Origin of the sequence: Rapidithrix thailandica (assembly GCF_039710355.1) — a bacterium.
In the GTDB taxonomy this organism is placed as follows: Bacteria; Bacteroidota; Bacteroidia; order Cytophagales; family Flammeovirgaceae; genus Rapidithrix; species Rapidithrix thailandica.
The window spans coordinates 1-21,467 of the sequence record NZ_JBDKWZ010000009.1 but is presented as its reverse complement, the minus strand read 5'-3'; the positions used below and the strand labels follow the sequence as shown (position 1 = coordinate 21,467).

Here is a 21,467-nt window from a genome sequence, read left to right as displayed (position 1 = left end):
TAGACAATAAAAAACGCTTATTACAATCATTGTAAATTTTCCAACACCTGATAGAATTGCCGGATAAGGGACTTGGTTTTCCGCGGCAAATCTTTTTCTTGTAAAGGAAATTTTTCTTCCGGGTCTTTCTGCAAGTTAAAAATTGCCCCTGTCTCGTACAATTTCCACTGTGTATTTTGGACATACCGCTGAGGTTCGAACTTTCCCCACCTGGGGTCGTAATGACAAAATACCCATTCCCTTGCCTTTGTTTTTTTCCCTAAGAGTTGCGGATAGAAACTCAAGCCATCGGTTCGCTCGCTTTTCTTTTGCGTTGTTTGGCCTGTAATGTCCAACAAGCTGGGCAAAAAATCGGTAAAGTCAATCAGGTTTTTGTTATGGGTTCCGGCTTTCACCTTCCCTTTCCAACTGGCTATAAAAGGCACATGCGTACCGGCCATCGTTGTATGACCTTTATCCCCTTTTATTTCCCGGCCCTTCATCACAGAAGTGATCTTTCGGTCCGTCCCATTATCTCCGATAAAGAGAATCAAGGTATTCTCTCTCAGGCCCAAAGCATTCACTTTATCTACCAGGCGGCCTACAACGTTGTCCATATAGCCCACCATTTCTCCAAAATACTTCGGATCATTGGTTTTGCTCTTGCTATCAAAGTTTTCAAACTCGGAAGATGCCGGAGTAGGAACAAAAGGGTCATGTGTCAAGCACATGGGAAAGTAGACAAAAAAGGGTTGGTTTTGATGAGTTTCTATAAATGTCTCTATATACTCCACAAAAATATCGGGGCCATACCCTTTGTCAAAAGTACGTGTACCTATGCCGTTCATTTCCACAGTAGGGTTCTTATAGCGGGAGCCTAATTCTTTCACCTGCCAGAGACAATACTGATCAAAACCCGCGTCTTGAGGCAAAGTTCCGGTGCGTCCTCCGGCCAGCTTTTGTTGACGGGCATTGCCATACAACTGCCATTTGCCCGCAATACAAGTTGTATAACCGGCTTCTTGTAAAAAGTGCCCGAACGTTTTTTCTGAGGGATCAAGTAAGCCAAACCCTATATAATTTCTGAAATTGTATTTTCCAGTCATCAACTGTACTCTGGAAGGGGTACAGAGTGGAGTTGAAAAACAATTTTCAAACAACATTCCTTCTTCGGATAACTGATCGAGCCGGGGCGTAGGATAGCTATCCCCTCCATTACAGCCAAGAGTTTCATAGCCCAGGTCATCCGCCATAATGAGGATAATATTGGGCTTTTCCGGCGGCAGGTCCTGCCCATAGGTATTATGTATAGTCAACAATACTAAGAGTCCAAATACAAACCGCTTACAATCCTCAAAAGTCATTTTCAATTTTTGTTTTACATTTTAAAACCACAATAGCGGGGTAGTTTATAAACTACCCCGCTATTGATTATTCCCAGCCCGGATTCTGTTCCAAGTTAGGGTTTAAGGTTAATTCTGTTTGAGGAATATCGTCCAGATAGTCCCGGTTTTCTTTGAATTGGAAACCACTGGGCAACTGATTAGCAAAGTAGTCAATCAGGCCGTTCGGATCTAATGGAGGGGTAAAGCCCGGAAACTCCGAAGCATCAAAAGGATAACCTAATGGTTTTTTCCCTTTAAATAATCCATGAGCGGCCCATCGTTGGTAATCTTCCTGGCGTTGCCCTTCCAGAGCGAGTTCTACCCGCCTTTCCCTTCTAATCTCGTAAAGAGCATCTGTCACCGGGTAACCATAGTCAACCGGATTTAAGTCGGCACCTTGCGGGTTGATCGAAAAGTCAGGCATTCCCGCCCTTTGGCGAAGCAAGTTCAATGCATCATAAGCAACCGTACCCTCCATTTCATATTTTGCTTCGGCATAATTTAAAAGTACTTCGGCATAGCGGAAAAGGATATATCCGGTTTCACTATTGCCTCCCCAAACCCCGCCGGCTCCCGGAGAACCCGGATTAGAGAATTTTTTCACTTGAAAACCCGTAGGACATACCTCTTCGCCACCTTTATCAATAAAAGGCTTGTCGAATACTTCTCCCGAAGAAGCAACCCTTAAATCGCCAGGAATCCAAACCGTAGCTTTCAACCTGGGATCGCAATCATTCGCTACCTGACTAAGAAATGCATTTCCTTTGGTAGTTGAGGCAAGGCCGAGGTAATCATAAGGTTCACCGTTTTTTCCCAGATAAGAGGATACCAAAGACCAGGTGATGCCCATTTCGTTTGTCCTGACAGTAGTATAAAACTGTACATTATTCCCCATTGACTCCCCGGAATTGGAGATGCGGTACAAGAGCACTTCCTCTACTTGCGACATATTGTCCAAACCGAAGAGGGTGTAGTAGTCCCAGTCAGGGCTACCGGTATTGTAAATCCCTTTGGTATAAGAGCCGTTGATTAACTCTTCGGCAGCGTCTACACAAGCCTGAAAGTATTTTGCCGGATCAGCGCCCTCACTTGCAAACGGGGTCCCCTCATGATACTTCTGCCAAGTTCCTTCAAACAGAGCCACCCGGGTTTTAAAAGCCAAAGCAGCTTCTTTGTTGAGCCGGCTGTTTCCGGCATCTGAGCGGGGATCAAGGTATTCAATGGCTTTGTCAATATGTGCTAAAACAGAATCGGCCACCAAGGTTCTTGGATCACGGGCTTTTGTCAAATCTTCATCACCAGGTGTTAACTCTTTGGCATACCAGGGCACATCTCCATAAACTCTCAATAGGCGGAAGTAAAACCAAGCTTTAAAAAAATGCGCTTCGCCCACAAAATGCTTGTAGGTATCAAAACCATCCTCCACTTTTTGATAATTATCGAAGAATATATTCAAGCTGCGAATTTCATCCCAATCACCAATCCAATTCCCAGTCGTAATGGGCCTTTCCCCGTTCAGAGTCGCATTGGCCACCGCCAAGATCATATTATCCGAGTTGGCATCCTCAATGGGCATCCCGGCTCCGGTTCCATGACTGGGAAGCTTCGGGTAAAATTGCATCACATAATTTTCCAAATCTCCGGCGGTCTTCCAATAACTGTCCGTACCAATGGCATCCAAAGGGGGACGGTCTAAAAAATCCTCACAGGAAACGAGCAGACCCAACACCGGAATGCAAAGAATATATTTTAGAAATTTCATACTTATCAAGCTTAAAATGAGAAAACGGTTAATAAGTGACAGTCAAACCCAGTGAAATAATCCGGTCGGCTCCATAGGTCTTCCCCACTCCCCTGGTACTATTTATCGCAACCGGGTCGATGCCTTTAGGCAGTTTGGTGATGGTGAACAAATTCTCCCCGGAGGCATACACCCTTAATTTCTGAAGGCTGAGTTTGTTTAAAAAAGTCTCCGGGAGGTTGTATCCAAGTTGTACATTCTGCAACCTGAGGTAAGCCCCATTGGCCAAATACCTTGTGGAGGCGATCCTGTTTTTATTGTTTTCCCCGTTGTGGATATAAGGTCTGGGCCAAAAGGCATCGGTATTAAGGTTGTCAGCTCCCATAGCCACTCCTATATATTTATCCCCTTCTTGATCTCTGTAGTAATCAAGATGCTCGGGGAATAAAGAGGATTGGTTCCAGGTTCTGAAACCCCAATACATATTTTGATCTCCATTAAAATACAAGTCTCTTTTAGCAGTTCCTTGCCATAACATAGAGAAATCAAAACCTTTGAAATTCACCCCGGCAGATATCCCGTACTGATAATGCGGAGTGCTATTTCCGATAATAGACAAATCACCATGGTCATCCACTGTGTAAGAGCCATTGTTCACAGCACCATCGCCATTGGTATCCTCATATTTCACATCTCCGGGCCGCCAGGTTCCTCCCCAAATAGCCGTTAAGTCCATTTCTTCAGTATAGGCATCCACTTCCTCTTGTGAGCGGTATAAATCGTTTACAGTATATCCCCAGATTTCTCCCTGCTCCCTGCCTTCATACCAAGAGGATAGCGTTCCGGTAGGATTCAAATATTTGGTGACCACTGCCCTGCTGTCATACAAACTGGTGGTAATATAGTAGGTAAGTTGATTGTTTAATGTTTGACTCCATCTCACAGCCAATTCCCATCCCCTGGTACGCAAGGTTGCATTATTGGCCTGAGGCAGTGATGCTCCCAACACCCCCGGTTGGGCCTCCGAGGGACCAATCATATTACTTGTTTCTCTTTCAAATACATCAAAATTCACTTTCAACTTATTCTTGAAAAAACCGGCATCTATCCCTACGTTTTTAGTACTTACGGTTTCCCAAGTCAAATCGGGACTGACTAAGCTTGGTGTGCCAGTATACCCTACGGGCCGGGTTTGCCCATAATCAAAAATCCAGTTCAAAGCACTTGAACGGAGCGGAATCAAGGCCAAATCTTGATAAGCGGTTACATTCTGATTGCCTAGCTCTCCCCACGAGCCCCTAAATTTCAGGGTATTTACAATTTTGTTCAAGCCCTTCCAAAACGGTTCTTCATGTACATTCCATCCTACGGAAAAGGAAGGGAAAAAGCCCCAACGATTGCCTTCTCTAAACCTTGAAGTCCCGTCTCTTCTTACATTGGCTTCCACTAAGTATTTGCCTTTAAAATCGTATGTAAACCGTCCAAAAAACCCTTGTGTCGCCCAGTGACTTAAACTCTCTGTGGCAGCGGGTTCACCGGTAGCGGTTTGTAAAGAAAGTACATCCTGCACCAGGATATTGTTTTTAATCACATCTAGGCTTCGCCCTTTGTTTACTTCAAATTGCATCCCACCTAAGAGCATAAAATTATGCTGCTCCTTGATCGTAAGACTGTACGAAGAATAGATATTGGAAGTCCAATAACTGTTGCTTTGATGGTATTGTTGAATATTGCTAGGCACCGTATTCCCACTGGGAATGGTACTTTTATCTACTAAGTGATCATATACCGTCAACTCCTGATCAGACCTGAAATAATCTACGGACTTGTAAGCAAAATCTGCATTGACTTTCCATCCTTTCAACGGGCGGAGTTCCGTAGAAAAGGTTTGCCAGTTTTCCGTAACTTCTATATTATCCGTTCCCCCGTTATCCACCCAGGGAATTTTGGATTGGATCATAATATTGCCATAGCCATCGTACTTGGCATTGCTGGGCATGGTACGGGCAATTTGATGAAAAATCAAATCGTATGACCCTTGTTTATCCATATTCGGAATCACCCTATTGCTTTTCATAAACCGGGGTTGATAGGAAAAATCCCACCAGTCCGTTATTTTGGTTTTCACTTTCCCCATTACATTCACCCTTTCATAGGTGTCCGTGCCATAGTTCAACACCCCTTCTTGCCCCAAATAACCGGCGGAGAAGTAAAAAGATGTTTTTTGTCCTCCTCCTTGGAAAGATAAGTTATGTTTTTGGTTCAAGGCATTGCCATAATATTCGTCAAACCAATCGTAATTCGCATTGCCATTTTGATTGAAGCCCCAAGTACCATTCGGTCTTGGCATGGTTTCATAGTAAATGGCATCGGGCACAGTAAACTGTTTGAGATAGTCAAAATCGCCCTCTTGGTAAGCTACAATCCGGTCAATCACTTCATTGGAGTAGGGCTGGCCACCACGACCATGTACCCCAGCTTCGTTGAGCACCCGGGCATGTGTATGCGAATCCAGCATTTCGGGAAGACGCTGAGGAGAGGCGAACGAAACACTCCCCGAATAAGTAGCCGTGATTTTCTGATTGGCGGTTCCCGATTTGGTTGTAATTAATATCACACCAAACGGAGCACGCGCCCCATAAATCGCAGAGGCTGCCGCATCTTTTAATACGGAAATGGATTCAATATCCTCCGGGTTTAACCGGTTCATATCCCCGGGTATTCCATCGATGATCACATACGGTTCTCCTCCATTTAAGGAACCAATGCCCCTGATGTCTATTCCTACGTTGGCCCCCGGCTGAAATCCATTATTGTTTACAGAGAATGTTAACCCCGGAGATTGTCCTTGCAACAACTGGGAAACCGTGGGAGACTGTCTGTTTTCAATTTGCTCATTGGAAATTACCTCAACAGCTCCGGTGAGATTTTCTTTTTTCTGGACGCCATATCCAACGACCACCACTTCCTCCAATTCTGCCATATCCAAAGGCAGGACCACATTGATAGTCGTTTGGTTTCCTACGGTCACTTCTTTGGTCTGGTAACCGATAAAACTGAATTGCAAAATTGCATCTTCCGGAACCCTTAAGGAATAACGGCCCTCAAAGTCCGTACTGGTTCCTTTGGTAGTACCTTTTTGCAGGATACTTACTCCTGGCAAAGGCTCTCCGTTTTCTCCCGAGGTGACTTTCCCCGATACCACCACGTCCTGTACCGGAGTCATTATTTCCTCCAACCCCCTATTCCTCTCACTCGCTTTTTTCAGGTCTATGGCATTGTTAATTCTGCGTATATTCAATGAGCCTTGTTTGGCAAGCTCCTGCAGAACTTTGTTCAAGGAAATTTTCCTGGAGTTAAATGTAAATAAACGCCGGGAATCCAGATGTTTCAAATCGTATGAAAAGTAAAAGTCGGTTTGGTCCTCAATTTCCTGAATCACCGTCTGCAAATCTGCGTTTTTCAGCCGGAGTGTCAGGTAAATTTCTTTCACACTCTTTCCCTTTTGAGCGTAATTTGGCGAAGCCAGTAGCACAGTCAGAAGCATGGTCTGTACTACTAAACCTACCATTGAGTAAATTGAGCACATGATGATTACTCGTAGTAGTTTATTTTTCATAATTTTAAGGGATGATTATTAAGTAATAATTCATTGTCAATCTGCTTCTACCCCGAATGCGCCAACATTTACCGGGTAGAGACAGAGGCCGGTGGTAGTAATCTGTCACCGGTTTTTTTAAGTAAATCCGTAGAGTTTCTCCATGTTATTTGTGTTTAAAGGTGATTACAACTGATTTTCCTTCTATTTTAAATTCAATGTTTTCCGCATAAGCAATTCGCTCCAGTACCCTTTCCAAACTGGCTTTCTTAAATTTCCCCTGATAATTCCATTGAACGGACCGGGTGTTGCTCTCTGTAATTTTTACCCCATACCAGCTCTCCAGCCTTTCTTTAACTTCTTCATAGGTGGCATTTTCAAAATATAACACCCCGTCTTTCCAAGCTACATCGCTCCAATAATCCAATTTCTGTTTGCTGATTTTTACCGTTTTGGGTTGGCACACAGCCTTTTCTCCCGGAGCAAGCACTACGGCATCGCCTGTGGTTTGCAGGTTGTTATTTCCTACTTCCACACGGCCTTCTACCAACGACACTTCTATCTTTTTTCCACTTTTTACATTAAAAGAAGTCCCAAGTACCTTGGTGTAAAAACCTTGGGAGTGTACGATAAATGCCTTATTGGTATCCGGAGAAACTTCAAAATAGGCCTTTCCATTCAACCAAACTTCCCGGGTATTCCCGGTAAATTGTTCCGGATAACGTAAACTACTTTCCGCGTACAAGCGCACTTTCGAGCCATCGGGCAATTTCACATTTGTGAAACGCCCCGATGGATTCTCTGTGGTTAAATAGGTTACTTCTGGTTGTTCTCCCTCTTTTAGGTTCAAATAGGTCATGAAGCCATAAGCCATTACTCCCATCAGTAGTAAGCTGGCTGCCACACCCATATAATATTTCCATTGGTCCTTCTTCGCTTTTGCAACACGGGGCTTGTGAAGGTCTTTTTGAAGCCTTTGATAGATTCGGTCTTGAAGATCCTCTCTTTTTCCGGGTAACTCCAACGGGGCTTCTTCAAAAGTGTCATACCATTCATTAAGCTCTTGTAATTCGCTCTTTGTAATGCTCCCGGTCATTAGCTTATTCACCAATTGGCTAATTCGTTCCTTGTTACTCATTATCTGTTTCGTAGTTAAATGCTATTGTCAATAGCGGATCACTTTAGCATAGTATCTCTTAAAGAGAGATGACCTTTACCATATAGTGAGGTAAGTCAAGGGGAACAACTACTCAACCAGTGATTTTTTTTAAAAAAGGAGCAAATATTCTTTTGGGAGGAAGGTTTATTCAAACCATAACAAATATAAGACACTATTAATCAATCGTTTATTTCCCAATCCAATAGGAAAGGAAAAATACCAAGAGCAAAAATTCTTTCAGCTCTAACCTCAGGATTTTCAAAGCTTTGTTGATATGATTTTGAGCGGTATTGGGTGATACATTGAGTTGTTGTGCTATTTCCTTTGCCGTATAATTTTGTTCACGGCTCAGCCTGAATACCAGGCGGCATTTCTCAGGCAACTTGTCAATATTCTGCTCAATCTGCTGATACAATTCTTTAAAGGTAAGTTGTTGCTCCACTGGGTTATACTCCAAAGGTGCGGTCTTTTTCAGATGACGGGCATGCTTTCTTCTGACTGATTTGGCATCTATCCAACGAAAGACTTTGTACTTTACAGCCGTGGTAATATAGGCGGCAAAGGAGCTTTGAATCGTGGTTTTTTTCCGGTTTTTCCAAAGATCCAAAAATACTTCGTGGGTAAGGTCTTCAGCATCTGTTGGAGATTGCGTTTTGTGCAGGGCAAGGTAATAAATTGTCTCCCAGTAGCGGTTGTACAACAACTTGAATGCCCGTTCGTCATTTTGCTGAAGAGCCTTAAATAAGCTTATATCGTCCATGCCTTCCATTCCCTTACATTGTTAGTTTCTCAAATTCATATTCTTAAAAATAAATAGTCTTCTCCTTACCAAAATCTAATGGGAGTGTTTGAATACAAAATAGATCCGGCCTTTTAGAAGTGATTGATCATTGCTGAGAGTCATTCAAATATAGATAAATTTTCAAAATTCCGAATGCCTCCCCGACACTATAGAAGAACAGGTTAAGAAGAGCCGGTCCCTTCTTAACCTCTTTCCTGTCATTATCCGTACAAGGCATGGTCTGCCGGAATATCGACACCTTTCCATACTTTTTTGGCGGTCCAGTCTTCTGCAGGGGCAGTCCAGAAAGGATCGTTTTCGGGGAGTCCCAGTGGCAACAGCCCTACAGAGCAGAGGTACAAACTACCTGTAGAAATATAGCTTTCCGCAATGTCCGGCTGGTGTCCGCAAAAACCGATTTTCAGCCATCCGTTTTTATCAAAAGTCCCTTCCGCCTGAATCATTCGCCGGATCACAGCGGTCAAAGCTCCTCTTACTTGCGCCGGTTTGACCTCTTTGGGCAATTGATGCTCCAGGGCAATTTGTCCTAATAGTTGAAATGCCCCAAAACGATAGGGTAAGGAGCGCCCAATAGGCGGAAAGGTACCTTCCGGGGAAATTAACCGCTCCTGAATTGCCGCATAGCGCTGAGAGCGTTTCAATAAGGTTTCATATTGTTTGCCCAGGCGCTTGTTTTTCTCTTTAAGCACTTTTACGATGTCCAATAACATGGGTTGAATCACAAAACTATTGTAATAGTCCCAATGGAAGTCAGGACCGTCTCCATACATTCCGTCTCCTTTGTACCAATCCAAATGCTGACGGACGGCATAATCCACTCGCATTTCATCCCACTGTTGATCAAACTTGAGAAAAAAGGCTTCAATGGTGGCGCTAAACAACAGCCAGTTATTGTACCAAGGGGTAATCTCCCTGGATGATCGCATCGCTTCGAGCACTTGTTGTTTCACCTTGTCATCCAGCCTTTCCCACAGTTGCTTAGGGGCTCTGAGAAAAGCGTGGGCCAAAAAAGCGGCATCTACCAAGGGTTGATACCCTTCCGTAAAGTTCATAAAGTCCGGTGATTTGGGGTTCACGGCCCGTTCCGTAGCTTTATGTACCAGGCGAATGTATTTTTCCCGGAGTTTGCCCTCTTTACTGTCCTCCTCCCCTAATTCCAACCAAGGAGCCATTCCTGCCAATAAGCGGCCAAAAGCTTCCAGGTACGTCACTTTTTTCCGGCCTTCTTCACTGCCCTTCCGGGCCTCTACGGGCATTTTTTCTTTCAACTTTCCCTTTGCCAAGGCTTTTAGCAAAGGATCTGCAATCGATTGTATAGTTTCTACCCAAAAATCGCGCTCGGATTTATTTTTTACCGGGGAATCAGAGGCTCCGAAAGCAGAAACCGAAATAGCCGGAACCGCAGCAAATGCAGGCAATACTTTGGTAAAATCTCTTCTTTTCATATCTATTTATTTCATCATTAAGTACCAGTACTTTTTTATCCCAAAAACAGCTTATTTGCTATATACAACTAACATTTATATCCATCAAAAACCCATAGCGGTCTTTGATTAACACATATAAAAATAGAGAATATTTTAGGAAAATACGACTTTCAAGTGAAAGAGACAGGGTGAATCTTTTAAAGCCACAGCTTCCTCCTTTTTCCGAAAGCCATTGAAAACCTTCCCCATAGTGAATATGAAGAAGGCTCTTTAACTACTTCGAAAGAGCTTATTAACCCTGCCCTCTTACAAAGTGTTGGTTGACTGTAACAGGCAACTTGCCTTGAGGTTGCAACTTGCCCAATAGCCAATTAGCCGCCGCCTGTTGTGTATAACTTGATTCTTGATACGTTAACAGAACCTCCCGGGCCTGGTGGCTCTTTTCAATCAAACCCAAAGCATACGGATTGCCTAACCAACAAATGGTTGCCTTTCCGGAAGCGGCCAAACGATTTAGTTTTTCAATAAAATCAGGAGAAAGTCCAAAATTGTCCAATGCCTTCATTTTCAAGCCGTGAATACTCACAAGTACCCGGTCGTATTGCTCCAGAAGTTGAGCAATGTCGAGGTTCTTTTTATCTTGACTGAAAACCTGGTAATGGCTGACTTTCCCAGGAAGTTGCTTTTCCAATAATTGCTGCAAAAATACCAGAGAACTCTCTGTGTTTTCTTGGAAGCCTTTGTCTATGGTATGATGTTGTAAGGCGCCTGAAGCGGAAGTTTCTGTCTGGCATACGAAGGCTATAGAGGCCCATCGCTCCTCCGCCAAATGAGCCATAGGAAAGCCTGTGGACTGCTTTTTCAATAATGTAACACTTTGATCGGCCAATTGTTGATTTAACTCGATCGCTGATTGGGGATGCAAGTCTTCCACCAGGTTTTCCAGAACAACCGGTTGGTGGCTGGTCAAACCCAACCATTGCTTAGCGGCCAGGTTCTTTGCACAACGCAAATCCAGTTCCTCTTCGGCAACTTCACCAGCGCGAACTGCCCGGGCAATTTTTTCTACGGCAGTTGGCACATCTTCCGAAAATAACAAGACATCATTCCCTGCTAAAAAAGCTTTCAAATCCACCTCTCCGGGTTCGTACAGGTTCGCAATACCTTTCATATCCAACGCATCGGTAAAAGCCAAGCCTTCAAAGCCCATTTTTTCTTTCAGCAACCCGGTAACAATGGGCTTGGAAACGGTAGAAGGCGTGTTTTCGCGGTCATCCAATGCAGGAATTTGCAAGTGGGCGACCATCATACTTCCTATTCCTTCGTCAATAAGCGCTCGAAAAGGGTATAGTTCTACTTCTTCCAGACGGGCTTTGTTGTGATGAATCACAGGAAGGTCAAAATGAGAATCGGTAGCGGTATCTCCATGACCGGGAAAATGTTTGGCAGAAGCCATAACCCCTTGGTCTTGCATACCCTGCATATACGCTTTGGCCTTTTGTACTACGGCTTCCTTCTCTTCTCCGAAAGAGCGAAAACCGATTACCGGATTTGCCGGGTTATTGTTAATATCCACTACCGGAGCAAAATTCACCTGCATCCCTAGCCTGCTACATTGACGGGCTATTTCCGCTCCCATTTCATAAATCAGGCGATTGTCTTGCAAAGCCCCCAAGGCCATTTGATAAGGAAAGCTCAACGTATCGTCCAGGCGCATTCCCAAACCCCATTCGGCATCCATCGATATCATCAAAGGGATATCACTGTGTTCCTGATACAGGTTGGTCAGTTCGGCTTGTTTGAGCGGATGACCTTGAAAAAAGATCAAGCCTCCGATCTTATAGGTTTTAACAAGAGATAAAACTTTTTGATAGTGGGATTCGTCCCGGTTCGAATACGCTGCAATATGAATTAATTGAGCAATTTTTTCTTCAAGACTCAGACGTTTTAATTGACTTTGGACCCACTCCGATTGAAGGTACGAGTGAAAAGGAGTTTTTTTCATAGAGGTATAATTGTTCCCCTCCAAATTAGTCAATCAAAGCTTTTTTTCCTATTTGAGGATTAGAAAAGAAAACTGAATGAAGCAATTGAAATTCAAGCAGGAAACTTCACAACAGATTGGATCTATTTTAATGAGTGTAACCTATCAACCTACGTTAGCGGACACCTCCTCCTTTACATATAGAAGGAGGTGTCAATTTGATGGTTGAGATAGATTCTTGAAAAAACCGACAAATCAACCCTTCTCTCCGGAGGAAAACAAATCGGAGGATAAGTAACGGTCTCCTTTATCACAAATGATACAAACCACTATCCCTTCCTCCAGTTCTTCGATCAACTTGGTGGCGACAGCTACTGCCCCTCCACTACTCATCCCGGCAAAAATGCCCTCTTCTTGGGCTAGTCTACGGGTCATTTGAGTGGCTTCTGCCTGAGAGACTTCGATGACACGGTCCACACGGTCCCGTTCAAATATTTTAGGTAAATAAGCCTCCTGCCATTTGCGAATGCCTGGTATCTGCGAACCGTCAGCCGGTTGTGCACCGATAATTTGGACATTGGGGTTTTGCTCTTTCATAAAGCGGGACACTCCCATGATCGTCCCGGTAGTCCCCATCGCTGACACAAAGTGGGTAATTTTCCCTTGGGTATCTTTCCAGATCTCCGGGCCGGTAGTCCGGTAGTGTGCTCCGTAATTATCCGGATTGGCAAATTGATTCAACATCAAATACCCACCTTCAGCCACTTTCGCATGAGCGTAATCAATCGCCCCTTCCATTGATTCCTTCTGAGGAGTCAATGTCACTTTGGCCCCAAATGCCTTCATGGTCATGACGCGTTCCCGGGTGGCATTCTCCGGCATCACCAGTTCGATATCCAAGTCAAACAAACGGGCAATCATTGCCAAGGCGATTCCCGTATTTCCGCTGGTAGCTTCAATCAGTTTCATTCCCGGTTTTAATTCCCCTCTGTCCAAGGCTCCTTTAATCATACCATACGCAGCCCGATCTTTCACACTCCCACCAGGGTTATGACCTTCTAACTTGGCGTATAATTTCACCTTTGGTTTTTGTACGATATGACGCACCTGCACCAAAGGTGTATTTCCTACAAAATCTAATAATGATGACATAATTGAAAAATGATTGCTGGTTAGTGTTTTATAAAGGTAAAGAATAGCAGGATCTATAGCATGAAGCTATTACTACCCCTACGGCTTATACGGATGCTGCTGTGTTCCTGTTAATTATTTGCCGTGAGCGGCACCTTTTCAGAAGGCCTTACTTTGGTTTGCGGTTGGTGATACACTGTGGACAGCGGAGGCACACTTTTGGTTAAAAATACATTTCCCCCGATGATGCTATCATGCCCAATCACAGTTTCCCCTCCTAAGATGGTTGCTCCGGAGTAGATCACCACATTGTCTTGAATGGTGGGATGCCGTTTGGTCAGTGCCAATTCTTTAGAAACACTCAAGGCCCCGATCGTCACCCCTTGGTACACCTTCACGTGTTTCCCGATGACGGAAGTTTCTCCGATGACGATTCCGGTGCCATGATCTATGCAGAAAGGGGATCCGATAGTCGCTCCGGGATGGATATCGATTCCGGTTTTTGAATGGGCATATTCGGTAATGGTGCGGGGTAGCAAAGGCACATTCAATTCAAACAACCCATGCGCTAAGCGAAAAAAGGCGATGGCATAAAACCCCGGGTAAGCCCGGATCACTTCATAGGTACTTTTTGCTGCAGGATCGCCCCGTTCAATTGCTACGATGTCCGTTTGTAAGAGCTGATAAATTTCCGGCAGCTTCTCCATGAAAGCTCTGGTAACCCGCTCGGGAGTATCGTCCAATTGTTCGGAGATGGGTTTTAAAATTTCCGTCAACTGATTTTCTATATTTCGAAAAGCCCGTTCAAGATCCTTCACCGAACGCAGCCTCCGTTTCGTTTGCTCCGGAAACATGATCAACAGAATCCGGGTAATTAATTTACAAATGGTAGACGTTGGGGGAAAAATCGTTGTGTTCTCATGCCTTTTTTGCAATTCCTTAATAAAGTCGGCTTTCATGTTTACATTTGAATTAGGATTCACCAATAGTTTATGTGATGAGAAAGGAGCAGGAAAACATATGGTTTTCCCCAATTGGATAGTAGGTTTGTATCTGAAAGGATTTCACTATAAAATACTCCCTTTGCAGACAATTATTGGTGTTATGGAAAGTCGTTAAGTTTCAGAGTGAAAAACAGTTTCAACTCCTCACTCATGTATCACGTCAAAGATACTCTCGTTATCTTGAAATTTTACCCTTAAACTGAATTTATATATAACTAATTCAAATAGTACTAAAAATTAACAAGCACATAACATGAACAAGCTTATTAGTCAGTATATCGGTTTCGGTCTGTTGATCCTATTAGGGTTAAGCGCTTCTTGTCAGACAGCAAAAGAAAAGCAAACTTTGCCAGTAATTGGAAAGGTTACCCGTTCATTTCAATTTGTAGACCAAGACAGCCAGGTAGTGAACAATGAAACGGTCAAAGGGAAATACTATGTTACAGACTTTTTCTTTACTTCTTGCCCTACCATTTGTCCCAAAATGAAAGCGCAAATGCTAACGGTCTATGAGGAGTTCAAAGACCAAGATCAACTCTTATTGCTTTCTCATTCCATTGATACCCGCAACGACAGCGTACCGGTTTTAAAAGAATACTCCGAAAGACTGGGGGTAGACCGGCAACGGTGGCGCTTTGTGACCGGCGACAAAAAAGAAATATTTGAAATGGCCAAACACTATATGGTTACCGCCATGGAAGATGCCAATTCTCCCGGAGGTTACGCACATAGTGGAGCCTTTATACTGGTAGACCCCGAAGGACAAGTACGGGGTGTATACGATGGCACTCAGGAAATCGAAACCCAAGATTTGATTCAAGATATCAAGCAATTACTCCATGGACAAGAAGCCCAGTAGTTCCAAATTATTAAAAATCATTCTTCCGGTAGCACTGTTGGCAGGCATTCCGATGGCACTCTTATTTAGCTCCAAAGGGGACAACCGCAGTCAGGCACTTTATGAAACCCATTGCGGCAATTGTCATATGGAAAACGGGGAAGGTTTAAAAAGTTTAATTCCGCCTTTGGCCGGCTCGGATTATTTGACCAATCACCCTGAAAAAATTGCCTGTATCATTCGGTATGGCCAAAGTGGTGAAATTACGGTAAACGGAACCACTTACAATCAGAGCATGCCCGGGATTCCCCAACTTACCGAAGTGGAAATTGCCAATATTATCAATTATATCAACCAACAATGGGGCAATGATGCAAAGCCCGTAAGTGCTGCCACGGTAAAAAAACATTTGAAAAATTGTAAAAACTCACAACCATAAAAAGGCAAATTATTTAAAAACAACACTTAATTTCTTATGAAACATCTACAATTGACCCATGTACTACTGCTATGTTTGTTCGCTGTTTTCACAAGCTGTGAAAAACAAAATGAGAATGAAACATTGCACAAAGAAGTGATGGAAATTCACGATGATGCCATGGCCAAAATGGGCACTTTGCAAGAGCTCTCCACTCAACTTGAAAACATTATCACCGAAAAAATTGATTCTACGGATACTCCTTCGGTTGAAAAAGCCCGTAACTTAATCCTTTCCTTACAAAAAGCCGATGCGGAAATGATGGACTGGATGAAAGCATACAAAGAACCTGCGAAAGAAACTCCAGCGGAAGAAGTAAAAACGTACTTACTTAGCGAAAAGGAGAAAATTACTGAAGTGCAAACGCTTACGAACAACAGTATTCAGGCAGCTGAAGAATTTATCAGTCAATACCCATAACCCTCTAAACCTTCCGGGTTGTCGACAACCCGGAAGGTTTCCGTTTCCCTCCCATACTACATACTAAGTTGATGCTTTCATGATCCTTTTCATTGCCCTTTCCTTGCTGCTTGCCCTCTGCCTGGTTTTTCTATACATCTTTTTTCGGCTGGGTCCGATCCTCACAGCCTTTGTTGCCAAAGTATATGCTTCCTGTGTATTTACCTCCCGCCGGAACCCTGCTTCTGTGAGTCAGGGGGAATTGGCTTTGGTACCCTTCGTCAATGTAAATATTGACAAGGAAGCTCGAAAAGTAACGGCATCGCTTGGAGGTTTTTTTTCTAAAACCGCTGTATACAAACCTGGCACAGGCTGTTCTTTATTGCTGGGCAGCAAAGAGGAAGACGTTACCAAAAACTGCTTGGACAAGGATCAGTTCTTTACCACCCCTCCTCAACAATTACGTCTTCATGCAAAGGAGCAAGACCATGTGGTAAACCTCCGGCAATTAGAACAGGCTTTCGACTATGCCTTTCACCAACCTAAGAAAGTCAACACCCGGGCATTTCTGGTATTTCATCACTCTACATTGGTGATGGAGAAGTATGCCGAAGGGTTTGATGCCCAACTACCACAAGCGGGTTGGTCGATGTGCAAAAGTGTGATCAATGCCTTAGTAGGAATCCTGGTCAAACAAGGACGCCTGGACATTCATGCACCGGTAAATCTTTGGCCCTCCGGTGATCTGCGCAACCAACTCACCATTCATCAACTTTTGCAAATGAGTAGCGGCTTGGGATTCAAAGAAAAATACCTGGGACGTACGGATGTCACCCAAATGTTATTTGACTCTCCCTCAGTAGCTGACTTTGTATTGAAAAAGCCATTAAAATATCCTCCCGGCACCTTTTGGGATTATACCAGCGGTACCACCAATATCATTTCTTTCAAACTTCGTGAAATTCTTGGAGCCAGCTATCACAACTTTCCCTACCAAGAGCTTTTTGCCAAAACCGGCATGCACAGTGCCGAAATGGAATGCGATGCGAACGGATTGTATGTAGGTTCTTCCTTTATGTTTGCTTCCGCCCACGATTGGGCCCGCTTCGGACTGCTTTATGCAAATGACGGTGTGTGGGAAGGAGAACGCATTTTGCCGGAAGGCTGGGTAGACTACAGCCGACAGCCAAACCCTGCCGCTGAAATGGGGCGATACGGAGCGCACTTCTGGCTGAATGCCGGGGAAAAAGACCATCCGGAAAAGCGCTTTTGGCCCTCATTACCCAATGACCTTTACTACGCCTCCGGGTTTGAAGGTCAGTTTGTAATGGTAATTCCTTCTCATAGTTTGCTCATTGTCCGCTTGGGACAAACCCTCAGAAAAGAGGACTATGATATGGAAGGAGTTATCAACAAGGTATTGAAAGCATTTAAGGATTGAGCCTTTTCATCTCCTTTATTTCCATCTAAATTACAGAGTTCACTTAAAAAATCCCCCTGCCAAGGAGTAAGATTAACAAAAGATAATTCATTAAAAAGTACTAATAATTAAGTATTTTTTGTTCTTTTACGTTTAACCAGGCTTAGATGAAAAGGATACGTTTCTTTTGCTTATTCCCTCTCAAAATTAAAGCCCGGGAGATTTTTAACTTTAAGTGCCCCCTTCAAAACCGCATGAAACCTTTAGCAAGTAAAGCCCAAAAACAATTTTTCATCAGTGCATACATCTTTGTTTACATCGTCATTACAATTGCGATTGCCGTTTTAGGAGGTTGGTTTTTTTCGATTGATTTTTTAAAAAGAATCATTCCTGGGGTTGTCGCCATGAACCCTTTGACGGCCCTGTTATTTGTCTTTTCAGGCATGGCCTTTCTGTTCATAGCCACTCCAAAAAAGCCGTACAAACAACTGGGAAAATTCTTAGCTATTCTCACAGCCTTACTTGGGGGGGTTAAATTACTTGAATACGGATTAGAGGTACAAAATGGCATTGATACAATTCTATTTAAAAGCGAATTGATTATCGATCAAAAAAAGAATTTGTCCAATAGTTTAGCCATCAATACTGCCGCATGTTTCGTACTGTTAGGGACTTCGCTTTATTTAATGGATAAACATACTGTTTCGGGCAAAAGGATTGCTGATTATCTGGCAACTACCATTTTATTGATTTCACTGCTTTCGATCATAGGTTATCTTTATGTAGTAGATGTGTTCTATGCTTTTTTGAAAAAAATCCCCATGGCCTTTCATACTTCCTTAAGCTTTTTTCTCATAGGACAAGCCATTATTTATCGCTATCCTAACCAAGGCATCATGAGGCATATAACCAGCCACCGGGCAGGAGGAGTTGTCGCCCGGAAAATCCTGGTAGCAGTCATTTTAATTCCTATAATGCTAGGAGGAAGTTTGTTGTTGTTAGAGTGGCGGAAGCTATTCGGCTCCGATTTTAGTGCGGCCATTTATACTTTGGGCATCATCGTCCTTTTCTTTGTCATTTGCATGCCCATTATCCGCTCCTTAAACGAAGCCGATGCCGCCAGGGAAAAAGCGGAGGCCAAACTTTTACAAACCATCGAAGACCTGAAAACCCGGACCACACAATTGGAAACTTCCAATAAAGAGTTAGAATCCTTTTCTTATTCTATCAGTCATGATTTGCGAGCCCCTCTCCGGGCTGTAGATGGTTATGCCCAGATCTTATTGCATGATTACCCCTTGGATGAGGAAGCACAAAAGCTTCTATATATCATTTCTCACAATGGCAAAAAAATGGGAATACTCATCGATTCTCTCTTGAGCTTTGTGGAAATTGCCAAAAAAGGTATCGACAAAAAGTGCATCCATATGCAGCAATTAGTCACCAGGGTGGTGGAAAGAACCATCGATTCCATGGAAAATACCCCTCTAGTAACCATTGAATCATTGCCCCCGGCCTATGGAGACCAAAACTTAATCTTACAACTACTTGAAAAGCTTATTTCCAATGCTATTAAATACTCTTCCAAAAAAACCACCCCCCAAATCCGGATCGGCGCATTCACTCAAGCAAATAAGACGGTTTACTACATAAAAGATAATGGAGACGGGTTTGATATGCGACATTACGACAAGCTTTTTATGGTCTTCCACCGTTTACACCACCAAGATGAGTTTGATGGCGTGGGTATTGGATTGGCTATAGCCCAAAAAATCATTAAAATACATAATGGAGAAATATGGGCGGAAGCGACCAAAGGAGAAGGAGCCGTATTTTATTTTTCACTTGACAACTACCCACAAGCGGCTACCCAAAAGCCTTTACAGGAACTCTCTGAGCCCTTGAGTGATAAATAAAGAGAAATGTAACCTTCCCCCGGAGTCCATCCCTGATCCCCTCTATCCAAAATACCCATTTTTATAGAAAAATACTCGCTTAAAAATATTGTACAACCTTGAAAAACAGGGGAAGAAATAGTATTTTTAACTTGTTAAACCCGGCCATTTACCCGAACTGGCAAATACCTTGTATTACATACAAATTAATCCAAAACACTAGTAAATTTTATATTAATGAAGTATATTGTGCATAATCTACCTTATAGATCAGGAAAACAAACCATAAACTTTGTATACTAGAAATTACATAAAAAAATATAAATCAGAAGAAACTAACATTGCCGGTTAAATCTATAGGCTGAAGCAGAAAGCTATTAAAGCTGAGCAATCACCATAATTAACAGTTGTGAGGTAATCGGGAAAGCTGGTTAATCATTTTCAATTTTTTATTAAATGCTATTATTCTTTGCGTTGCCAAAAAATTTGGTCAATTCTACCGGGTGATTTTTCAAAAGAAAGAGAAGAAATTCTATAAAGAAGAACCCTTTGTTGACAAAACAATTACACCTGTTTACTAACATTCATAGAGTAAAAAAACCAAGTCCTACCTCGCAAGAAATCATTCTATCAGCTCTGCCAATGCAATCCCTTTAAATGAGCTGGCAATAGTTTTCATTCACAACTTAGCGGTTTTATAGAATCTATATTTTTTTCAGCTTCACCTGATACTTGAATTATGGATATAAATAAAACGTCAAACTTAAGCTTCACACAAAAGAAGGAAGACTTTGTCTGGAACATGATTTCCGAGATAGAGGAGTATGCCATTTTCATGTTGGACATTCAGGGCAATGTGATGACTTGGAACCGAGGAGCTGAAAAAATCAAGGGCTATACTTCCGAGGAAATTATTGGGAAAAACTTCAGCGTATTCTACCCGGAGGATGCCCGGCAACAACAAATTCCGGAACTGGTTTTAGACCAGGCCAAAAAACTGGGCAAAGCCGAACACTCCGGTTGGCGGCTGCGGAAAGACGGATCATTATTTTGGGGAAATGCAGTCATCACAGCCTTGCATAATGAGCAACAGGAAGTCATTGGGTTTACGAAGATCCTTCGAGATATCACAAAGCAAAAAAAGAAGGAAGAAGCTTTAAGCAAATCTGAGAAGAAGTTTCGCAAACTATTGGAAGCCGCTCCCGATGCCATGGTCATTGTAGACCGGGAAGGGAATATTCAATTGACCAATACACAAACCGAAAGACTTTTTGGCTATTCTGAAGCCGCCTTGATAGGCCAGCCAGTGGAGGTGCTCATGCCCGAAATGCTCAGGAAAGGGCATAAAGCATTTAGAAGTAACTATAACCGAAATCCTAAAGTCAGGATGATGGGCGAAGGGCTGGAACTGCAAGGGCAGCGGAAAGACGGCACGCTTTTCCCCGTTGAAATTGCCTTAAGCCCTATCGATGTGGAGGGAGATCAACTCATCTCGGCAGCCATCCGCGATATTACCGAAAAGAAAAAAAATGAAAAGGCCTTAGTTGATTCGGAAAAGAAGTTTCGCAAGCTATTGGAGGCCGCTCCCGATGCCATGGTCATTGTAAACCAAGAAGGTAACATTCAATTGACCAATACCCAAACCGAAAAACTTTTCGGCTACTCCCAAGCAGCTTTGATAGGCCAACAAGTAGAAATGCTCATGCCCGAAGTTCTTCGAAAAGGGCATGAAACTTACAGAGAGAAATACAACCAAAGTCCTAAAGTCAGGATGATGGGCGAAGGGCTGGAACTGCAAGGGCAGCGGCAAGACGGCACGCTTTTCCCCGTTGAAATTGCCTTAAGCCCTATCGATGTGGAGGGAGGTCAGCTCATCTCGGCAGCCATCCGCGATATTACCGAAAAGAAAAAAAATGAAAATCAAATTCATGTATTGAATGAAAACCTGGAACAAAAGGTAAAAGAACGCACTACTGAACTGGAGAAAATACGCAACCACCTGGAAGAAGAAATCAAAAAGCGAACGCAGGAAATCGAATTGCGCAATCAAGAACTTGAAGCATTCAATTACTCCGTGTCACATGACTTAAGGGCCCCATTGAGCGCCATTTCCGGTTACAGCGATATTTTAAAAGAAGATTATTTTGAACTACTGGATGAAGAGGGAAAGCGGGTTATCAGTATCATCAACAATAATGTATTGAAGATGCATCAACTCATCAATGAG

15 protein-coding genes are annotated in these 21,467 nt (G+C 43.1%); 6 read left to right on the top strand and 9 right to left on the bottom strand.

The window, feature by feature from the left end:
- Positions 1–26 precede the first annotated feature (26 nt).
- From AAG747_RS16200 to AAG747_RS16160, 9 genes are all read right to left on the bottom strand, one after another.
- Entirely contained in the window at positions 27–1,343 is a 1,317-nt protein-coding gene (locus AAG747_RS16200; protein WP_346822245.1) for a sulfatase family protein, read from the bottom strand.
- Between the two features lie 67 nt (positions 1,344–1,410).
- Complete coding sequence (locus AAG747_RS16195; protein ID WP_346822244.1) at positions 1,411–3,126, bottom strand: RagB/SusD family nutrient uptake outer membrane protein; 1,716 nt, start codon at positions 3,124–3,126, stop codon at positions 1,411–1,413.
- Between the two features lie 28 nt (positions 3,127–3,154).
- Positions 3,155–6,724 carry a SusC/RagA family TonB-linked outer membrane protein gene (locus AAG747_RS16190; protein WP_346822243.1) on the bottom strand — a complete coding sequence of 1,190 codons (3,570 nt, stop codon included), beginning with the start codon at positions 6,722–6,724 and terminating at the stop codon, positions 3,155–3,157.
- A 145-nt stretch (positions 6,725–6,869) separates the two neighbouring features.
- Positions 6,870–7,841: a FecR family protein gene (locus tag AAG747_RS16185; protein ID WP_346822242.1), complete on the bottom strand. Its 972-nt coding sequence runs from the start codon at positions 7,839–7,841 to the stop codon at positions 6,870–6,872.
- 208 nt (positions 7,842–8,049) lie between these two features.
- Entirely contained in the window at positions 8,050–8,631 is a 582-nt protein-coding gene (locus AAG747_RS16180) for an RNA polymerase sigma factor (RefSeq protein ID WP_346822241.1), read from the bottom strand.
- 233 nt (positions 8,632–8,864) lie between these two features.
- Entirely contained in the window at positions 8,865–10,109 is a 1,245-nt protein-coding gene (locus AAG747_RS16175; RefSeq protein ID WP_346822240.1) for a DUF2264 domain-containing protein, read from the bottom strand.
- Positions 10,110–10,383: 274 nt separating this feature from the next.
- Positions 10,384–12,096: a glycoside hydrolase family 3 protein gene (locus AAG747_RS16170; RefSeq protein ID WP_346822239.1), complete on the bottom strand. Its 1,713-nt coding sequence runs from the start codon at positions 12,094–12,096 to the stop codon at positions 10,384–10,386.
- A 234-nt stretch (positions 12,097–12,330) separates the two neighbouring features.
- Entirely contained in the window at positions 12,331–13,227 is an 897-nt protein-coding gene (gene cysM / locus AAG747_RS16165; protein WP_346822238.1) for a cysteine synthase CysM, read from the bottom strand.
- Between the two features lie 110 nt (positions 13,228–13,337).
- Positions 13,338–14,165, bottom strand: coding sequence for a serine O-acetyltransferase (locus AAG747_RS16160; protein WP_346822237.1), 828 nt, complete (start codon positions 14,163–14,165; stop codon positions 13,338–13,340).
- 298 nt (positions 14,166–14,463) lie between these two features.
- On the opposite strand from AAG747_RS16160, the gene AAG747_RS16155 reads away from it, so the two are divergent.
- The 6 genes from AAG747_RS16155 to AAG747_RS16130 all read left to right on the top strand — a co-directional run.
- The gene (locus AAG747_RS16155; protein WP_346822236.1) at positions 14,464–15,069 is read left to right on the top strand and encodes an SCO family protein; all 606 of its coding nucleotides are present in this window, start codon (positions 14,464–14,466) and stop codon (positions 15,067–15,069) included.
- Positions 15,050–15,487, top strand: coding sequence for a c-type cytochrome (locus AAG747_RS16150; RefSeq protein ID WP_346822235.1), 438 nt, complete (start codon positions 15,050–15,052; stop codon positions 15,485–15,487). Before AAG747_RS16155 ends, AAG747_RS16150 begins: the two co-directional genes overlap by 20 nt.
- 36 nt (positions 15,488–15,523) lie before the next feature.
- Positions 15,524–15,946: a hypothetical protein gene (locus AAG747_RS16145; RefSeq protein ID WP_346822234.1), complete on the top strand. Its 423-nt coding sequence runs from the start codon at positions 15,524–15,526 to the stop codon at positions 15,944–15,946.
- A gap of 79 nt (positions 15,947–16,025) precedes the next feature.
- A complete protein-coding gene (locus tag AAG747_RS16140; protein ID WP_346822233.1) occupies positions 16,026–17,366 on the top strand; it encodes a serine hydrolase domain-containing protein in 1,341 nt (446 codons plus the stop codon).
- A gap of 233 nt (positions 17,367–17,599) precedes the next feature.
- Positions 17,600–19,261: a sensor histidine kinase gene (locus tag AAG747_RS16135; protein WP_346822232.1), complete on the top strand. Its 1,662-nt coding sequence runs from the start codon at positions 17,600–17,602 to the stop codon at positions 19,259–19,261.
- Positions 19,262–19,979: 718 nt separating this feature from the next.
- On the top strand, positions 19,980–21,467 hold a 1,488-nt coding region (locus AAG747_RS16130), incomplete at its 3' end, for a PAS domain-containing protein (protein WP_346822231.1).